This window comes from Streptomyces xylophagus (assembly GCF_000716435.1).
GTDB classification, from domain to species: domain Bacteria; phylum Actinomycetota; class Actinomycetes; order Streptomycetales; family Streptomycetaceae; genus Streptomyces; species Streptomyces xylophagus.
Genome location: NZ_JNWO01000034.1, coordinates 22,826 through 39,378, shown reverse-complemented (window position 1 = coordinate 39,378; position 16,553 = coordinate 22,826). Strand labels below are relative to the sequence as shown.

Sequence of the window (16,553 nt, the reverse complement as noted above, 5' to 3'; positions counted from 1 at the left end):
TTCAGGAGGCCGCGCTGCGCAGTCCGTGGAGGTTGATCTGCTCGGTCTCGTCGTGCGCCGTCAGGTCGATGACCTGGCTGACCCCCACACCGCGCGACCGCTCGTCGGCCGGCTTGAACTGCGACTCGGCCTCCGCCTTGTGCACCGCGAGGGCCTCCTGGCCCACGACGTCGGCGAGATCCTCGTTCTGCACGGCGTCCATCGCGGCGGTCGTCGACCCCTTCTGCATACCGAAGAAGTCGAACCCGCCCTCGATCATCGGCCGCCGTACGGGAGACGCCGGTACGACCGCCACCGCGGTCGGCACGGTGAAGTGCCCCGACAGCGGCACGGGCGTGGCGGACTTCACGGCCGGGGGGACGGCGGCCGCGTGCTCATGCCCGTCGACCGCCTCGGGCTTCCCCTCCGCCTCGTCCTCCTGCGCGGCCTCCGACTCGGTGGCGCCGCCGCCGGCCTCCACCGGGGCGGGCTCGGCCGGCGCGGAGTCGTCGTCCTTCGGCGCGGGCGCCGCGGACTCGGGGGCGTCGTCGTCGAGCCGGACCAGCGCCGCCTTGGCCCGCAGGAACAGCTTGGAGCCCTCCGGGGAGAACACCGTGGCGACCGCGGGCTTCTTCTCCTCGACAGCCTCGGCCTCCGCCTCGGAATCCGCGGAGTCGTCGGACTCCTCGTCCTCGATCTCGGCCTCTGCGTCCGTCTCCGCGTCGGTCTCGGCCTCGACCGGGGCAGCCACAGCCTCGGTCTCGTCCGCGTCGAGTTCGTCGTCCTGGAGATCCACGAGATCCGCGTCCACGTCCGCCGAGACGTCGTCGTCACCGTCGGCCGGGATCGCCGGCAACGCGCGCGTGGGTTCCGCGGCCTCTATCTCCAGCAGGCGGCGGCCCTCCAGGGCACTGGCGCGCTCGGTCTCCGCCGTGGCGTACCGGCGCAGCAGCGCCGCGTGTTCGTTGCGCAGGCCCGCGAGCTCCGTGCGCTTGGCGCGCAGCTTGTGCTCCAGCTTGACGCGCAGTTCGCGCGACTCGTCGAGGTCGGACTCGAGTTCGGCGAGCCGCTCCTCGTAGCGCCACTCGTCGCTCGTACGCGCGCGTACCAGGTCAGCGACCTGTTTGCCCGCCTGAGTGTCCCAGCGGCGCATGACGGCCGCGCCGACGAGCGCGGTCGCGGCGGCGATCGCCGCGACTATGCGGAGCGCCGCCGCCTGGGAGAAGACCCATGGCCCGAAGGCGCAGACGAGCGACACGCCTGCGATCGCCGAAGGAGGCAACAACCGGTGCAACGGCGGGGAATGGCGGTGACGTCCACGTGGCATGGCCAGAAACTTACCGCGCGTAGGCGAATCATGGTGCCCCGCCCGGTAAAAACACAGCCACCCCTATTCCCTCACACTGGTTCAACGGCCACTCAGCCGCCCGCTGATCCACTGCAGGGCCGCCGGAATCTCCCGCCGCCAGGTGTTGAAGTTGTGTCCGCCGCTGTCCAGGATGATCGACGCGATACGGGTGGAGTTGTTGGCCCTCACCCGGTCGATGAATTTCAGGGTGTCCTTGTAATTGTGTTCCCCGATCTTGCTGCTGGTGACGAGCAGTGAGGTGTCGGGCGCGGGCCGGTGCTTGAGGTACCACCACAGGTCGGCCTCGTCGCGCAGCGTCCCGTGCCCCTGGAAGAGGTCGCCCGTGGTGGGGTCGCTCGGCGCCTTGTAGTACGGCGAGAGACCGGCGCCCGCCGCGTACACCCCGGGGTGGTGCATGGCGAGCTTCAGGGCGCAGTAACCGCCCGTGGAATCACCGATGATTCCCCAGCTGCCGGGCTTTTTGCCCACCCTGTAGTGGGCCACTACGGCATCGGGCAGATCCTTGGCGAAGAACGACTCGGTCTGCGGCCCGCCCGGGACGTCCACGCACTCCGTGTCGCGCGGCGGCGCCACCGTGGGCCTCATCATCACCAGGATCATCGGCTTCATACGGCCGCCCTTGGCCAACTCCAGTGCCGTACGCGGGTAGTTCAATTTGTCGACGAGTGCCTTGGCGGTACCCGGATACCCCGTGAGGACGACCGTCGCGGGGAACGTGCGCGTGCGGTACCGCGGTTGGAAATACTCCGGCGGGAGGTAGACGTACGCGGGGGTGGCGATGTGGGTCGTACGGCCCACTATCGCGACCCGCTGCACCTGTCCCACGCTCTCCGGCAGGGAAGCGCCGCCCGGTGCGTCCACCCGCCGGGTCTCGACCACGTGGAGCGGTCCGCCGGCGCCCTGGAGCGCCGTGTGGTCGACGACGACGCCCTGGTCCGTCTCCTTGCCGAACAGGTCGGCCCAGCTGGCGTAGAACCCGAACGCCTGGTTGACGGCGAGGCCCACGGAGACGAAGAGCACCAACTGGGTTGCCAGCAGCAGACCTACGCGCCCGCTGACGGCCCGCCAGTTGCGTCTGGCCAGGCGCGGCCACAGCCATACTGTGCCGATGAACAGCAGCACGGCGCAGACGACCGCCAGTACCAGCACTTTCCCGCTCGTGAGTCCCATCAGCTGTCCCCGCCTGCGCTTTCCGCCCACGACGCACGCAAGATTCGCGCACGCTTGCCCCGGGCTTTCCTCTGCCTTTGAACCGGCTTTTCGGTAAGGAAGGAACCTCCTTCCTCTGGACACCGTCCTAGAGGGCGCAATGTCGCCGGATGCCCGAATCGGGCCCGGATCCAAGGTCTCTCGCAGAACTACGGGATGCGATGTCTGTCAGGATAGATGGGGAAATGTCGGGTGGGGTTCCGAGCCGAACAGGTCGGGTCCGGCGCATAGTCCGAGGTCCGCGCCCCGAGGTCGTTCCCACGATCGTCGCCAGGGCCTGTGCCCTCGTCGGCCTGCTGGACATCGCAGCGGGGGTGTTCCCGCGCTTCCGGCACAGCCGTATGCACACCATGGCGGAGGTGCTGCCGGGTGCGCTCGGCCCCTTCGCCGCGGCGCTCTCGCTGAGCGCCGGCGTGTTGTTGCTGCTCCTGGCACACGGGCTCAGGCGGCGCAAGCGCCGGGCCTGGCGGGCCGCCGTCGCGCTGCTCCCGGCGGGCGCGGTGGCACAGTTCGCGTACCGGCACTCGCTCATAGGAGTCGTCATCTCGGCCGCGCTGCTCGCGCCCCTGCTGATGCACCGCGACGAGTTCCGGGCGCTGCCCGACCCGCGCAGCCGGTGGCGCGCGCTCGCCAACTTCGTGCTCATGGGCGCCGGTTCCCTCGTCCTCGGACTGGTCATCGTCAGCGTCCACTCCAAGCGCATGGTCGGCGACCCGAGCCTGGCCGATCGGATTACGCACGTCCTGTACGGCCTGTTCGGCTTCGAGGGACCGGTCGACTACGAGGGCAGCACCTCCTGGACGGTCGCGTTCTCGCTCGGCGCCCTCGGCCTGCTCACCGCCGTGACGACGATCTACCTCGCGTTCCGGCCCGAACACCCGGCCGCACGCCTCACCCCGGAGGACGAGACGCATCTGCGCGCCCTCCTGGAGAAGCACGGCCGTCGTGACTCCCTCGGCCACTTCGCGCTGCGCCGCGACAAGGCCGTCGTCTTCTCGCCCAGCGGCAAGGCGGCGGTGACGTACCGCGTGGTCTCCGGAGTGATGCTCGCCAGCGGTGACCCCATCGGCGACGTGGAGGCCTGGCCGGGCGCCATCGAGCGGTTCATGGACGAGGCGAAGGCCCACTCCTGGACGCCGGCCGTCATGGGCTGCTCGGAGACGGGCGGCGAGGTGTGGACCCGCGAGACCGGACTCGACGCCCTCGAACTGGGCGACGAGGCGGTGGTCGACGTGGCGGATTTCTCGCTCGCCGGGCGCGCGATGCGCAACGTACGCCAAATGGTGAAGCGCATCGAGCGGGCCGGCTACGAAACCCGGGTACGGCGTGTACGTGACCTCGGCGAGGGCGAGTTGGAGCGCATCCGGCTCGCCGCGGAGGACTGGCGGGGCACCGACACCGAGCGCGGCTTCTCCATGGCGCTCGGCCGCATCGGCGACCCCGAGGACGGCGACTGCTTCATCGCGACCGCCCACAAGGCGGACGAACACCCGGGCGAGTACGGCGACTTGAAGGCGATCCTGCACTTCGTGCCCTGGGGCACCGACGGCATGTCGCTGGACCTGATGCGCCGCGACCGCTCGGCGGACCCCGGGATGAACGAACTGCTGATCGTCGCCTCCCTCCAGGCGGCACCGAAGCTCGGCATCACCCGGGTCTCGCTCAACTTCGCGATGTTCCGGTCGGCCCTCGCACGCGGCGAGAAGATCGGCGCGGGCCCGGTGCTGCGCGCCTGGCGCGGACTGCTCGTCTTCCTGTCGCGCTGGTTCCAGATCGAGTCCCTGTACAAGTTCAACGCGAAGTTCCAGCCCCGCTGGGAACCCCGCTTCGTCGTCTACCGCGCCTCGGGAGACCTCCCCCGCATCGGCTTCGCCGCGATGCAGGCAGAGGGCTTCGTCAACCTGGCTCTCCCGCTGCCGCGTTTCCTCCGCCACCGCAAGGTCGTGGCTCCGGCCTGCGCCCACGCCCTGGCGGAACGGGACGTGCGGGCGGCTTGACCGACGGGGCCGGCCCGAGTGATGACCTCGCCCCCGGGCGGGGGCCGTCGCCCGGACCGGCCCCTGAGCGTCGCTCCGGCCGGCCCGGGCAGTCCGCTCGGGCCGCCGGGGCCGGTGGCCGCGGTCAGACGTCCGTGCACGGCCGGGGACCCCGCTCCAGGGCCTCGCGTCGCTCCCGCCGCGCGGCGGCCCACCCGCCTCTCCCCCGCCGGACCAGCCCCCTTGGGTCCGGCCCGCGGGACCGTGCCCCCTCTCCCTGGGCCTACGCTGAACGTATGAGCAAGCAGAGCGGACGCGGGCGCGTCGCGGGCCTTCCGGAGTGGGACCGGTGCGCGGTGATGGGGGTCGTGAACGTCACCCCCGACTCCTTCTCCGACGGCGGCCGCTTCTTCGACACCACGGCAGCCGTGAAGCGCGGCCTCGGACTGGTCACCGAAGGCGCCGACCTGGTCGACGTCGGCGGTGAGTCCACCCGCCCCGGCGCCACCCGCGTCGACGAGGCCGAGGAACTCAAGCGCGTCATCCCCGTCGTCCGCGGCCTCGCCTCCGAGGGCGTCACCGTCTCCGTCGACACCATGCGCGCCTCCGTCGCCGAGCAGGCCCTCGCCGCCGGCGCCGCCCTCGTCAACGACGTCAGCGGCGGCCTCGCCGACCCCGCGATGATCCCGGTCGTCGCCGCCTCGGGCGCCCCCTTCGTCGTCATGCACTGGCGCGGCTTCCTGGAGGGCGGCAACGTCAGGGGGGTCTACGACGACGTCGTCACCGAGGTCGTCGACGAACTGCACGCACGCGTGGAGGCCGTTCTGGCCGGCGGTGTCTCCCCCGACCGCGTCGTCGTCGACCCCGGCCTCGGCTTCTCCAAGGACGCCGAACACGACCTCGTCCTCCTCGCCCACCTCGACCGCCTGCTCGCCCTGGGCCACCCCCTGCTCGTCGCCGCCTCCCGCAAGCGGTTCCTCGGCCGTGTCCTCGCCGGTCCCGAGGGAGCACCCCCGCCCGCGCGCGAGCGTGACGCCGCCACGGCCGCCGTCTCCGCGCTCGCGGCGCACGCCGGCGCATGGGCGGTGCGCGTCCACGAGGTACGCGCCACGGCGGACGCCGTACGCGTCGCCCGCGCCGTCGAGGGAGCGCGCGCCACCGGCGCCCGCGCGGCCTCGCACACCGACTCCGAGGGAGCCCGGTGAGCGCCCCCCACACCGACGTAGAGCAGGTGGAACTCGCCAACACCGCGTTCTACGAGACCCTGGAGCGCGGCGACTTCGACGAGCTGTCCGCGCTCTGGCTCACCCTTGCCGACCTCGGCGTCGACGAGGAGTACCACGACCCGGCGGACAGCGGCGTGATCTCCTGCGTGCACCCGGGCTGGCCGGTGCTCACCGGGCGCGGCGAGGTCCTGCGGTCGTACGCGCTGATCATGGCGAACACCGAGTACATCCAGTTCTTCCTCACCGACGTGCACGTCTCGGTGACCGGCGACACCGCGCTGGTCACCTGCACGGAGAACATCCTCAGCGGCGGCCCGTCCCCCGACGACAGCGACGAACTGGGCCCGCTCGTCGGCCAGCTCGTGGTCGCCACGAACGTGTTCCGGCGCACGCCCGAGGGCTGGAAGCTCTGGTCGCACCACGCGTCCCCGGTGCTGGCCGAGAACGACGAGGACGAGGGCGACGACTCACCCTCCTGAGTGGGTAGGCGCCCGCAGGAAGGCCCCGACAGAACCCGTCGGAGGCCGTCGGAACCCATCAGGACCAAGAAGTGGTTGGAATCACGAAGTCGCGGGTAGGGGCGGCTACCGACCCATGAGCCACCGGGTTCCCCGGGGGTAACGGTCGATGAAACCTGTGGGCCCGAACCGTGCCCGCGCCCTCGTGGCCCGGCATTGTCAGTGCCCGCAGGTAGATTCGTTCGAGGCCGGGCGTACCGCCCGCACCCGGTGCGAACCGGCCGTCATCGACGATTGCAGGAGTGATTCGCGTGGATCGTGTCGCGCTGAGCGGCCTGAAGGCCCGCGGGAACCACGGCGTGTTCCCCAAGGAGCGCGAGGAGGGCCAGACCTTCATCGTGGACCTCGTCCTGGGCCTGGACACCCGCCCGGCCGCCGCGGACGACGACCTGGCGAAGACCGTGCACTACGGCATCGTGGCCGAGGAGGTCGTGGCCGTCGTCCAGGGCGAGCCCGTCAACCTCATCGAGACCCTCGCCGAGCGCATCGCGCAGACCTGCCTGAAGCACGAAGGGGTCGAGGAGGTCGAGGTCCGCGTCCACAAGCCGGACGCCCCGATCACCGTCCCCTTCGACGACGTGACCGTCACCATCACCCGGAGCCGAGTATGACCTTCTCGTTCACCGAGGGTCACAGCGACCCGACCGTCCAGCCGGTGCCCGCCTCGGTGGTCCGGCAGGTGGACGCCGCCGACACCACGCTCAGCAACCCGAGGCGCGCCGTGATCTCCCTGGGCTCGAACCTGGGCAACCGCCTGGAAACCCTCCAGGGCGCCATCGACGCGCTGGAGGACACCCCCGGCGTCCGCATCAAGGCCGTCTCGCCGGTCTACGAGACGGAGCCGTGGGGCGTCGAGCCCGGCAGCCAGCCGTCGTACTTCAACGCGGTCGTCGTCCTCAAGACCACCCTGCCCCCGTCCTCCCTGCTGGAGCGGGCGCACGCGGTCGAGGAGGCCTTCCACCGGGTCCGCGAGGAGCGCTGGGGCGCGCGCACGATCGACGTCGACATCGTCGCGTACGCCGACGTCGTCTCGGACGACCCGGTGCTGACGCTCCCCCACCCGCGCGCCCACGAGCGGGCCTTCGTGCTCGTCCCCTGGCACGACGTGGATCCCGAGGCCCAGTTGCCCGGCCACGGCCCGGTCGCCGTCCTCCTCGACGACATCACCCGTGACGGTGTCGAACCCCGCAAGGATCTGGAACTCCGGCTGCCCGAGTAGTCGTTAAGGTCGAGACGACCACAACGCCCGGACAGGGCACGGGGAGCTGAAGGGACACCGTGAGAGAGCTGCGGATCAGGATGCTGGCCGGCGTGTTCGTCGTCGCCGGAGTGCTGTCCTGGGCGGGGGCCCGCCTGTGGAGCGCGGTGGGGACCCTGCCGAGCGTCCCACTGGCCGCCCCCATCGTCCTCGCCGTGATCGCCGTGGTCCTGCTGGCCACGGCGCTCTCCCTGCGCGCCCGCCTCAAGGCACAGCGCGAGCGCCGCCCCGGCGCCAAGGGCGTCGACCCCCTGATGGCCGCCCGCGCGGTCGTCTTCGGCCAGGCCAGCGCCCTGGTCGCCGCCCTCGTCGCCGGCATGTACGGCGGCACGGGCGCCTACCTCCTGGAGTCCCTGGACATCCCGGCCCGCCGAGACCAGGCCATCTACGCCGGCTTCTCGGTCGTAGCGGGCATCGCGGTGATAGCGGCGGCCATCTTCCTGGAGCGAGTCTGCAAACTCCCGGAGGACAACGACAACAACACGGCGGGTGCAACACCGGTCACCTAAGCGCCCCTGAAGGGGCGCGGGGAACTGCGCGACCAGCCACAACGGCGCCGCACCCGGCAAACGACCTCAGCGAGCCATAATCAAGCTCATCGCCTCATTACGGGTAGCCGGATCCCGCAACTGCCCCCGCACCGCAGACGTGATGGTCTTGGCGCCGGGCTTCCGCACCCCCCGCATCGACATGCACATGTGCTCGCACTCGACAACGACGATGACCCCACGCGGCTCCAGAATCTCCATCAGAGAATCCGCGACCTGCGTGGTCAACCGCTCCTGCACCTGAGGCCGCCGAGCAAACACGTCCACCAGCCGGGCCAGCTTCGACAACCCGGTGATCTTCCCGTCGGCGGACGGGATGTACCCGACATGGGCGACCCCGACGAACGGCACCAGATGGTGTTCACAGTTGCTGAGGACCTCGATGTCCTTCACCAGGACCATCTCGTCGTGCCCCAGGTCGAACGTCGTCGTCAGCACATCCTCGGGCTTCTGCCACAACCCCGCGAATATCTCCTTGTACGCCCGCGCCACCCGCGCCGGCGTCTCCCTGAGCCCCTCGCGGTCCGGGTCCTCGCCGACCGCGATCAGCAGTTCGCGTACGGCGTTCTCGGCGCGCTTCTCGTCGAAGACGCCGATCGTTCCCTCGCCGTCCAGCGTCACGGGGTCGGTCATGTGAAGCCTCGTTCCTGTGCGGGTCACGCGTGTGCGGACACACGCCTCAGTTGCGGGCATATGGAAAAGCCGCGCCCCCCAGGCTAAATCCAGGGGGGCGCGGCTTCCATTTCGGGCCGTGTGAGACTCGCGTCAGTTCTCGGGGCGCTCCTCCGGGGCCTTCTCCAGCGTGGGAGAGGACTCGGCGGTCGCACCGGCGGTGATCGCGGGACCCGCGCCGTTCGTCCCGTTCGTCAGTGACAGCTCCTTGGGGGAGAGCACCGGCGGGCGGGTGGACGGCGTACGCCGGGAGGAGCCGGTCCACGAGGGACGGGCCGGACGCCGGACGATGGGAGCGAAGACCTCGGCGATCTGCTCCTTGTTCAGCGTCTCCTTCTCCAGCAGCTGCAGCACGAGCGCGTCGAGCACGTCACGGTTCTCGACCAGGATCTCCCAGGCCTCGTTGTGGGCGTTCTCGATGAGCTTCTTGACCTCTTCGTCGACGAGCGCGGCGACCTCTTCCGAGTAGTCGCGCGGGTGCGACATCTCCCGGCCCAGGAAGGGCTCGGTGTTGTCGCCGCCGAACTTGATCGCGCCGAGGCGCTCGGTCATGCCGTACTGCGTGACCATCGCGCGGGCCGTGGCGGTGGCCTTCTCGATGTCGTTCGCGGCACCCGTGGTCGGGTCGTGGAAGACCAGTTCCTCGGCCGCGCGGCCGCCCAGCATGTAGGCCAGCTGGTCCAGCATCTCGTTGCGCGTGGTCGAGTACTTGTCCTCTTCCGGCAGGACCATCGTGTAGCCCAGAGCACGGCCTCGGGAGAGGATCGTGATCTTGTGGACCGGGTCGGAGTTGGGGGAAGCCGCCGCGACCAGGGCGTGTCCGCCCTCGTGGTACGCGGTGATCTTCTTCTCCTTGTCCGACATGATCCGGGTCCGCTTCTGCGGGCCCGCGACCACACGGTCGATCGCCTCGTCCAGCATGGAGTTGTCGATCAGCTTGCGGTTGCCGCGGGCGGTGAGCAGGGCGGCCTCGTTGAGGACGTTGCTCAGGTCCGCGCCGGTGAAGCCCGGCGTACGGCGCGCGACGGCCGACAGATCGACGTCCGGTGCGACCGGCTTGCCCTTCTGGTGGACCTTGAGGATCTCCAGACGGCCCTGCATGTCCGGGCGGTCGACCGCGATCTGGCGGTCGAAGCGGCCGGGGCGCAGGAGGGCCGGGTCGAGGATGTCGGGCCGGTTCGTCGCGGCGATGAGGATCACGCCGCCCTTGACGTCGAAGCCGTCCATCTCGACGAGCAGCTGGTTCAGCGTCTGCTCGCGCTCGTCGTGTCCACCGCCGAGGCCGGCGCCGCGATGGCGGCCGACCGCGTCGATCTCGTCGACGAAGACGATCGCCGGGGCGTTCGCCTTGGCCTGCTCGAACAGGTCACGGACTCGGGAGGCACCGACACCGACGAACATCTCGACGAAGTCGGAACCGGAGATCGAGTAGAAGGGCACCCCGGCCTCGCCCGCGACGGCTCGCGCCAGCAGGGTCTTGCCGGTGCCGGGAGGGCCGTACAGGAGTACGCCCTTGGGGATCTTGGCGCCGACGGCCTGGAACTTCGCCGGCTCCTGGAGGAACTCCTTGATCTCGTGCAGTTCCTCGACGGCCTCGTCGGAGCCCGCGACGTCCGCGAACGTCGTCTTCGGGGTGTCCTTGGTGATGAGCTTGGCCTTGGACTTCCCGAAGTTCATGACTCGGGAGCCGCCGCCCTGCATCTGGTTCATCAGGAACAGGAAGACGACCACGATGAGGACGAAGGGGAGCAGCGACAGGAGAATCCCGACGAAAGCGTTCTGCTTCGTCGGCGAGACCGTGTAGCCGTCCGGAATCTGCTTGTCCTGGTATTTGGTCTGGAGCGTGCCCGCGAGGGTCACGCCCTGGTCGCCGATGTAGCTCGCCTGGATCTTGGAGCTGCCGTCGACCTTCTCGCCGCTCTTGAGCGTGACCTTGATGGTCTGCTCGTCGCCGGTGGTGATCTTGGCCGACTCGACCTTGTTGTCATTGATCGCCTGGACGACCTGGCCGGTGTCCACCGTCTTGTAGCCGCCGGACGAGCCGACGACCTGCATCAACACGACCACGGCAAGGACGGCCAGCACGATCCACATGACCGGCCCACGGAAGTATCGCTTCACGTCCATCCATACGGAGCGAATTCGCTCCGTCCCTCCTGCCATAGTGAGTTTGATAAAGACAGTTCTTCTGACCGTACCCCAGCAATGTTGCCCGAAGTCGCACGGGACGGCTGGGAGACGCGTCTGCATGCTCCAACGGCGCGAAACCCGCTGGGGTTCCCGATCGTCTTACAGGGCTTGGGCCGAGTGGCTCTAGCCGCCGTAGACGTGCGGCGCGAGCGTACCGACGAACGGCAGGTTGCGGTACTTCTCCGCGTAGTCGAGGCCGTATCCGACGACGAACTCGTTCGGGATGTCGAAGCCGACCCACTCCACGTCGATGGCGACCTTGGCCGCCTCCGGCTTGCGCAGCAGGGTGCAGATCTTCAACGAGTCGGGCTCGCGGGAGCCGAGGTTGGAGATCAGCCAGGACAGCGTCAGACCGGAGTCGATGATGTCCTCGACGATGAGGACGTGCTTGCCCTTGATGTCGGTGTCGAGGTCCTTGAGGATCCGCACGACACCGGAGGACTGGGTGCCCGCGCCGTACGACGACACGGCCATCCAGTCCATGGTGACGGGGGTGGACAGCGCCCGGGCGAGGTCCGCCATGACCATCACCGCGCCCTTGAGGACGCCGACGATCAAAAGGTCCTTGCCCGCGTACTCCGCGTCGATCTTCGCGGCGAGCTCCACGAGCTTCGCGTCGATCTCTTCCTTGGTGATGAGCACCGACTGGAGGTCGTCACCCATGTCTTTCGCGTCCACCCGCATCACTTTCGGTCGTCCAACCGGCTACTACCTGGCCCCGCCCCCGGAGGCCCGGAGGGGGTGTCGATTCAGCCTTGCCGAATCACCAGTCTGCCACCCTGGCGCCGGGCGACGACCTTGCCCGGGAGATTGATGGCTCCCTGGCCGCGCCAGCCCGTGATCAGGCGGTCGACTTCCTCGATGTGCCGGGCGAACAGCGAACCGGCCGGGGCGCCCGCCTGGATGGCCGCGCGGCGCAGGATGCGGCGGCGCACGGCGGGCGGCAGGGCGTAGAGCTTGGCGCACTCCAGGAGGCCGGTGGCGTCCCGTACGGAGGCCTCGGCCTGGCTGGCCCAGGTGTCGAGGGCGTCGGCGTCGTCGCGGGAGAGTTGCGCCGTACGGGCGAGCGCTTCCACGACCCCTTTGCCGAGCGCCTTCTCCAGGGCCGGCAGGCCTTCGTGGCGCAGACGGGAACGGGTGTACGCGGGGTCGGCGTTGTGCGGGTCGTCCCAGACGGGGAGCGACTGGACCATGCAGGCCTTGCGGGCGGTCTGCCGGTCGAGCTGGAGGAACGGGCGGCGGTAACGGCCGTCGGCCCCCGAGACCGCGGCCATCCCGGACAGGGAGCGGATGCCCGAGCCGCGGGCGAGGCCCAGCAGGACGGTTTCCGCCTGGTCGTCGCGCGTGTGACCGAGCAGGACGGCGGCGGCGCCGTGTCGGGCGGCGCAGGCGTCGAGGGCGGCGTAGCGGGCGTCCCGGGCGGCTGCCTCGGGGCCGCCCTCGCGGCCCACGGTCACTGCGGTGGCTTCTACGGGGTCCAGGCCCAGTTCGCGCAGGCGCAGGACGACCTCGTCTGCGCGGAGATCGGAGCCGGCCTGGAGGCCGTGGTCGACGGTGATGCCGCCGGCCCGGATGCCGAGTTTGGGTGCTTCGAAGGCGAGGGCGGAGGCTAGCGCCATGGAGTCGGCGCCGCCGGAGCACGCCACGAGCACGAGCGGCGAGGGCGGGCGCTCGTGCGAGGTGTGCCGGGAGGCGCCGGCGGTCTGCAGGGCCTCGTGGTCGGTGAGGATGTCGTGGAGGACGCGGCGGACCGCCAGGCGTATCGCCGCGACCGCAGGATGGGGACCCATGTCCGGTTCCCTTCATGAAGTTTTCGGGGGGTTGGCCCGAGGTTCGGTCACTCAGAGTGTGTAGATGGTGACAGAACCGGGGCGTTCCCCGAGCATTGCACGCCTACCCATCGCTCACGGTCCCTCGGACGGGTGATTGCAGGGGCGTTCGCCTGCCGTAGGCCGGATTCGTTTCACCACGCCTACGGCAGGTTCACGACTCGGCCTTGCGGTGCACCCGCGCGACCCAGTCCGCCGGTTTGGCGATCTCCGTCTTGGTCGGCAACGTGTTCGGGGAAGTCCATACACGGTTGAAGCCGTCCATGCCGACCTGGTCGACGACCGCGCGCACGAAGCGTTCGCCGTCCCGGTACTGCCGCAACTTGGCGTCCAGACCCAGCAGCTTGCGCAGCGCCGAGTCCAGCCGCGAGGCGCCCTTTGCGCGGCGCTGCTGGAACTTCTCGCGGATCTCCGCGACGCTCGGCACCACATCAGGACCGACGCCGTCCATCACGAAGTCGGCGTGCCCCTCCAGGAGGGACATCACGGCGGTCAGGCGGCCGAGGATCTCCCGCTGCGCGGGCGTCTGCACGATCTCCACGAGAGACCGGCCCTCGTCGTCTTCCTCGCCCTCGGGCCGGCCGCCGGCCAGCGACTGGGCGGCCTCCCGGATGCGCTCCAGGACCGTCATGGGGTCGACCTCGGTCTCCCCCAAGAACGACTGGATCTCGCCCTCCAGGTGGTCACGCAGCCAGGGCACGGCCGTGAACTGCGTGCGGTGCGTCTCCTCGTGCAGGCACACCCACAGGCGGAAGTCGTGGGGCTGTACGTCGAGTTCGCGCTCCACGTGCACGATGTTCGGCGCGACCAGCAGCAGCCGGCCCCCCTTCGCCCCCGCCGGCAGTTCGCGCGTCGCCGGGGCGAACGTCTCGTACTGGCCGAGCACCCGCGAGGACAGGAACGACAGCAGCATGCCCAGCTCCACGCCGGTCACCTTGCCGCCGACCGCGCCGAAGACCGCGCCGCCCGGGGTGTTGCCGCGCCGCTCCTGCATCTTGTCGAGCAGCGGCTTGAGGACCTCCCGGAACCCGGCGACGTTCGCCCGCACCCAGCCGGGGCGGTCGACGACCAGGATCGGGGTGTCGTGGATGTCGTCCGTGCCCATCCGGGTGAAACCCCGGACGTGTTGCTCCGAGGCCTTCGCATGCCGGCGCAGCTCCGCGACGACGGCCCGGGCCTCGTCGCGGCTCACCTCGGGGCCCGGCCGCACAAGTCGGGTCGCGGTCGCCACCGCGAGATTCCAGTCGACCATCTCGGCACCACCGATGCTCGTCATGCGTCAACCGTACGTGGTCGCTCCCACTTGGGGCAGGCCGCGAGCGTCGGTCAGGTGAGCGTCTGTTTGAACGGCACCCGGTATTGATGGCTGTGCCCACCCTCCCCCACTCTCGGCTTCGCTCGAGCGGGGGGACCCCCACCGCCGTGCGGAACGCCTGCCCACAGCGGTACATGCGGCAGCGGTGCAGCGGCGGCGACGGCAGTCCGCTGAGCCCAGGCCGTCGTCTAGCTGCAGCCGCAGGCCGCCAACGCCGTTGCCGTGTGGTCCAGGGCTGCCTGGGCCTCCAACGCATTCGTCGTATTCGACGCCAGGAAGGCGAAGGCCAGGAGTTGGCCGTCTTTGTCTACGACTGTGCCGGCGAGGGTGTTGACGCCCGTCAGGGTGCCGGTCTTGGCGCGGACCACGCCTGCCGCGCCTGTCGCGTCCGTGTAGCGGGTCGTGAGGGTGCCGGTGAAGCCGGCGATGGGGAGGCCGGTGAGGACCGGGCGGAGTTCGGGGTGGGCCGGGGAGCCGGCCTTGACGAGGAGGGCGGTCAGGAGGTCGGCGGTGAGGCGGTCGTCGCGGTTCAGGCCGCTGCCGTCGTTGAACGATGCGCCCTTGACCGGGAGTTGGAGCTTCGTCAGCTGGGCGTCGATCGCGGCGGCGCCGCCGTCGAAGTCGGCCCGCTTGCCCGTCGCCACGGCGGTCTGGCGGGCCAGGGCCTCCGCGATGTCGTTGTCGCTGTTGGTCAGCATCCGTTCGACGATGTCGGACAGCGGGGGTGAGGAGACCGTGGCGAGGGTGTCGGCGCGGGCGGTCGCCTTCGAGGGGCCCGGGGACGTCGTCTTGATGCCGTGCTCCTCGAGGAAGCCCGCGAACTTCTTGACCGCGTCCGCCGCCGGGTCCGTCACGCGCAGCACCGGGCCGCTGGAGGAGTCGTCGGTACGGCCCTCGTCGGCCATCAGGGCGCTGACCGGGGCGAGGTTGTCGTTGACCCCGATCGGGTGGAGTTCGGAACCGGAGTACAGGGTCTTGTCGTACGACAGCGTCACCTCGTGGACGCCGCGCTTCTTCAGGGCCGTGGCCGTGGTGTCGGCGAGCGTGCGCAGGCTCGCCCAGCCGTCGGAGTCCTGGTGGGCCGTCAGGGTGGGGTCGCCGCCGCCGACCAGGACGAGTTCCTTGGTGTCGGGCTCCAAGGCGGTGCGGGTGGTGAAGCGGTGGTCGGCGCCCAGGGCTGAGAGGGCGGCCACGGCGGTGGCGATCTTCGTCGTCGAGGCCGGGGTCAGCGCGTCGTCTGCGCCGACGCCGTAGAGGCGCTTTCCGGTCGATACGTCCACCACGGCGGCCGTGTGGCGGGTGCCGAGCGCGGAGTTGCCCAGGAGCGGGCTCAGGACGTCCGCGAGGGCCGTGCCGGTCGGGGCCGACTTCACCGAGTTCGCGGAGCCGCCGAGGCCGACGAGGACGGAGGGGGCGCTGGGCGCGGGTCGGGGTGCCTTCGCGGACGTATCGGAATTACGGTCGTGATCTACGCCACCTGAACGTTCCTGTGCGACTGCGTGGTCCCGCTCGGCCGTACGCTGACCGGAGGAGTCCCAGGGACCCGCGGCGGTCACCACGACGGCGGCCAGCGCCATTCCGGCGGTGGTGGCGACCGCGGTGTACCGCCAGGTCCTGTCGGGCCGCGGCAACTTCGCGACCTGCGGTGACACGGATGCGACGAGCCGGGCGACCTTCGGTTTCACGGCTTCGGTGAGCCGCGCGGCTTGTGGTTTCGCTGCTTCGGTGAGCCGCGTGACCTGAGGCTTCACGGCTTGGGTGACCCGTGTGACCTGCGGTTTCACGGATTGTGCGGCCCGCTCGAGACGGGGCCGGACGGCTCGCGCGACCCGCTTCACCCGCGGTCTCGCGGCCCGCCAAGGCCTCAGCTCCGGCACGACCACCAGCCCCTTTCGCGATCACACACCTGCGTGAGGGACACTTAACCACCAGAACTATGTGCTGATCATGGAGGAGCCACCGGTGGAGTTCGACGTCACGATCGAGATCCCGAAGGGTTCGCGGAACAAGTACGAGGTGGACCACGAGACCGGTCGGATCCGCCTGGACCGTCGACTCTTCACCTCGACCAGTTACCCGGCCGACTACGGCTTCGTCGAGAACACTCTCGGCGAGGACGGCGACCCGCTGGACGCGCTGGTCATCCTGGAGGAGCCGACTTTCCCCGGCTGCCTCATCAAGTGCCGCGCGATCGGCATGTTCCGGATGACCGACGAGGCCGGCGGCGACGACAAGCTGCTGTGTGTCCCGGCGTCCGACCCGCGTGTGGAGCACCTGCGTGACATCCACCACGTGTCGGAGTTCGACCGCCTGGAGATCCAGCACTTCTTCGAGGTCTACAAGGACCTGGAGCCCGGCAAGTCGGTCGAGGGTGCCAACTGGGTGGGCCGTACGGACGCCGAGGCGGAGATCGAGCGGTCGTACAAGCGACTGAAGGAGCAGGGCGGCCACTGAGCCCTCTGCG

General features: G+C 70.0%; 15 protein-coding genes. 7 read left to right on the top strand and 8 right to left on the bottom strand.

Annotation, left to right across the window (positions count from 1 at the left end; all coding sequences use genetic code 11):
* Position 1 precedes the first annotated feature (1 nt).
* Both OO70_RS44465 and OO70_RS44460 read right to left on the bottom strand, forming a co-directional pair.
* Entirely contained in the window at positions 2-1,306 is a 1,305-nt protein-coding gene (locus OO70_RS44465) for a hypothetical protein (RefSeq protein WP_051742188.1), read from the bottom strand.
* Between the two features lie 81 nt (positions 1,307-1,387).
* Positions 1,388-2,518, bottom strand: coding sequence for an alpha/beta hydrolase (locus OO70_RS44460; RefSeq protein WP_043685336.1), 1,131 nt, complete (start codon positions 2,516-2,518; stop codon positions 1,388-1,390).
* Between the two features lie 224 nt (positions 2,519-2,742).
* Here OO70_RS44460 and OO70_RS44455 point away from each other — a divergent pair, with 224 nt between their 5' ends.
* From OO70_RS44455 to OO70_RS44430, 6 genes are all read left to right on the top strand, one after another.
* Positions 2,743-4,554 (top strand): phosphatidylglycerol lysyltransferase domain-containing protein, encoded by a 1,812-nt coding sequence (locus OO70_RS44455; protein ID WP_043685334.1) that lies wholly within the window; start codon positions 2,743-2,745, stop codon positions 4,552-4,554.
* Positions 4,555-4,829: 275 nt separating this feature from the next.
* Positions 4,830-5,738: a dihydropteroate synthase gene (gene folP, locus OO70_RS44450; protein ID WP_043685332.1), complete on the top strand. Its 909-nt coding sequence runs from the start codon at positions 4,830-4,832 to the stop codon at positions 5,736-5,738.
* Complete coding sequence (locus OO70_RS44445; RefSeq protein WP_043685330.1) at positions 5,735-6,238, top strand: nuclear transport factor 2 family protein; 504 nt, start codon at positions 5,735-5,737, stop codon at positions 6,236-6,238. Before folP ends, OO70_RS44445 begins: the two co-directional genes overlap by 4 nt.
* 290 nt (positions 6,239-6,528) lie before the next feature.
* Positions 6,529-6,888, top strand: a complete 360-nt coding sequence (folB, locus tag OO70_RS44440; protein ID WP_043685327.1) for a dihydroneopterin aldolase — start codon at positions 6,529-6,531, stop codon at positions 6,886-6,888.
* Positions 6,885-7,496 carry a 2-amino-4-hydroxy-6-hydroxymethyldihydropteridine diphosphokinase gene (gene folK, locus OO70_RS44435; RefSeq protein ID WP_043685325.1) on the top strand — a complete coding sequence of 204 codons (612 nt, stop codon included), beginning with the start codon at positions 6,885-6,887 and terminating at the stop codon, positions 7,494-7,496. Before folB ends, folK begins: the two co-directional genes overlap by 4 nt.
* Before the next feature lie 59 nt (positions 7,497-7,555).
* A complete protein-coding gene (locus tag OO70_RS44430; RefSeq protein WP_043685322.1) occupies positions 7,556-8,044 on the top strand; it encodes a DUF3180 domain-containing protein in 489 nt (162 codons plus the stop codon).
* Positions 8,045-8,110: 66 nt separating this feature from the next.
* On the opposite strand, the gene folE is transcribed toward OO70_RS44430, so the two are convergent.
* The 6 genes from folE to dacB all read right to left on the bottom strand — a co-directional run bounded on the left by folE (position 8,111) and on the right by dacB (position 15,972).
* Positions 8,111-8,716 carry a GTP cyclohydrolase I FolE gene (gene folE / locus OO70_RS44425; protein WP_043685319.1) on the bottom strand — a complete coding sequence of 202 codons (606 nt, stop codon included), beginning with the start codon at positions 8,714-8,716 and terminating at the stop codon, positions 8,111-8,113.
* Positions 8,717-8,848: 132 nt separating this feature from the next.
* Positions 8,849-10,882 (bottom strand): ATP-dependent zinc metalloprotease FtsH, encoded by a 2,034-nt coding sequence (gene ftsH / locus OO70_RS44420; protein WP_043685316.1) that lies wholly within the window; start codon positions 10,880-10,882, stop codon positions 8,849-8,851.
* 186 nt (positions 10,883-11,068) lie between these two features.
* Positions 11,069-11,629: a hypoxanthine phosphoribosyltransferase gene (gene hpt, locus OO70_RS44415; protein WP_019064278.1), complete on the bottom strand. Its 561-nt coding sequence runs from the start codon at positions 11,627-11,629 to the stop codon at positions 11,069-11,071.
* A gap of 65 nt (positions 11,630-11,694) precedes the next feature.
* Positions 11,695-12,735 carry a tRNA lysidine(34) synthetase TilS gene (gene tilS, locus OO70_RS44410; RefSeq protein WP_043685312.1) on the bottom strand — a complete coding sequence of 347 codons (1,041 nt, stop codon included), beginning with the start codon at positions 12,733-12,735 and terminating at the stop codon, positions 11,695-11,697.
* A gap of 193 nt (positions 12,736-12,928) precedes the next feature.
* Positions 12,929-14,050 (bottom strand): zinc-dependent metalloprotease, encoded by a 1,122-nt coding sequence (locus OO70_RS44405; protein WP_043685310.1) that lies wholly within the window; start codon positions 14,048-14,050, stop codon positions 12,929-12,931.
* 227 nt (positions 14,051-14,277) lie between these two features.
* Positions 14,278-15,972, bottom strand: a complete 1,695-nt coding sequence (dacB, locus tag OO70_RS44400; RefSeq protein ID WP_078651804.1) for a D-alanyl-D-alanine carboxypeptidase/D-alanyl-D-alanine endopeptidase — start codon at positions 15,970-15,972, stop codon at positions 14,278-14,280.
* Positions 15,973-16,051: 79 nt separating this feature from the next.
* Here dacB and OO70_RS44395 point away from each other — a divergent pair, with 79 nt between their 5' ends.
* Positions 16,052-16,543 (top strand): inorganic diphosphatase, encoded by a 492-nt coding sequence (locus OO70_RS44395; protein WP_019070224.1) that lies wholly within the window; start codon positions 16,052-16,054, stop codon positions 16,541-16,543.
* The last annotated feature ends 10 nt before the right edge of the window (positions 16,544-16,553 follow it).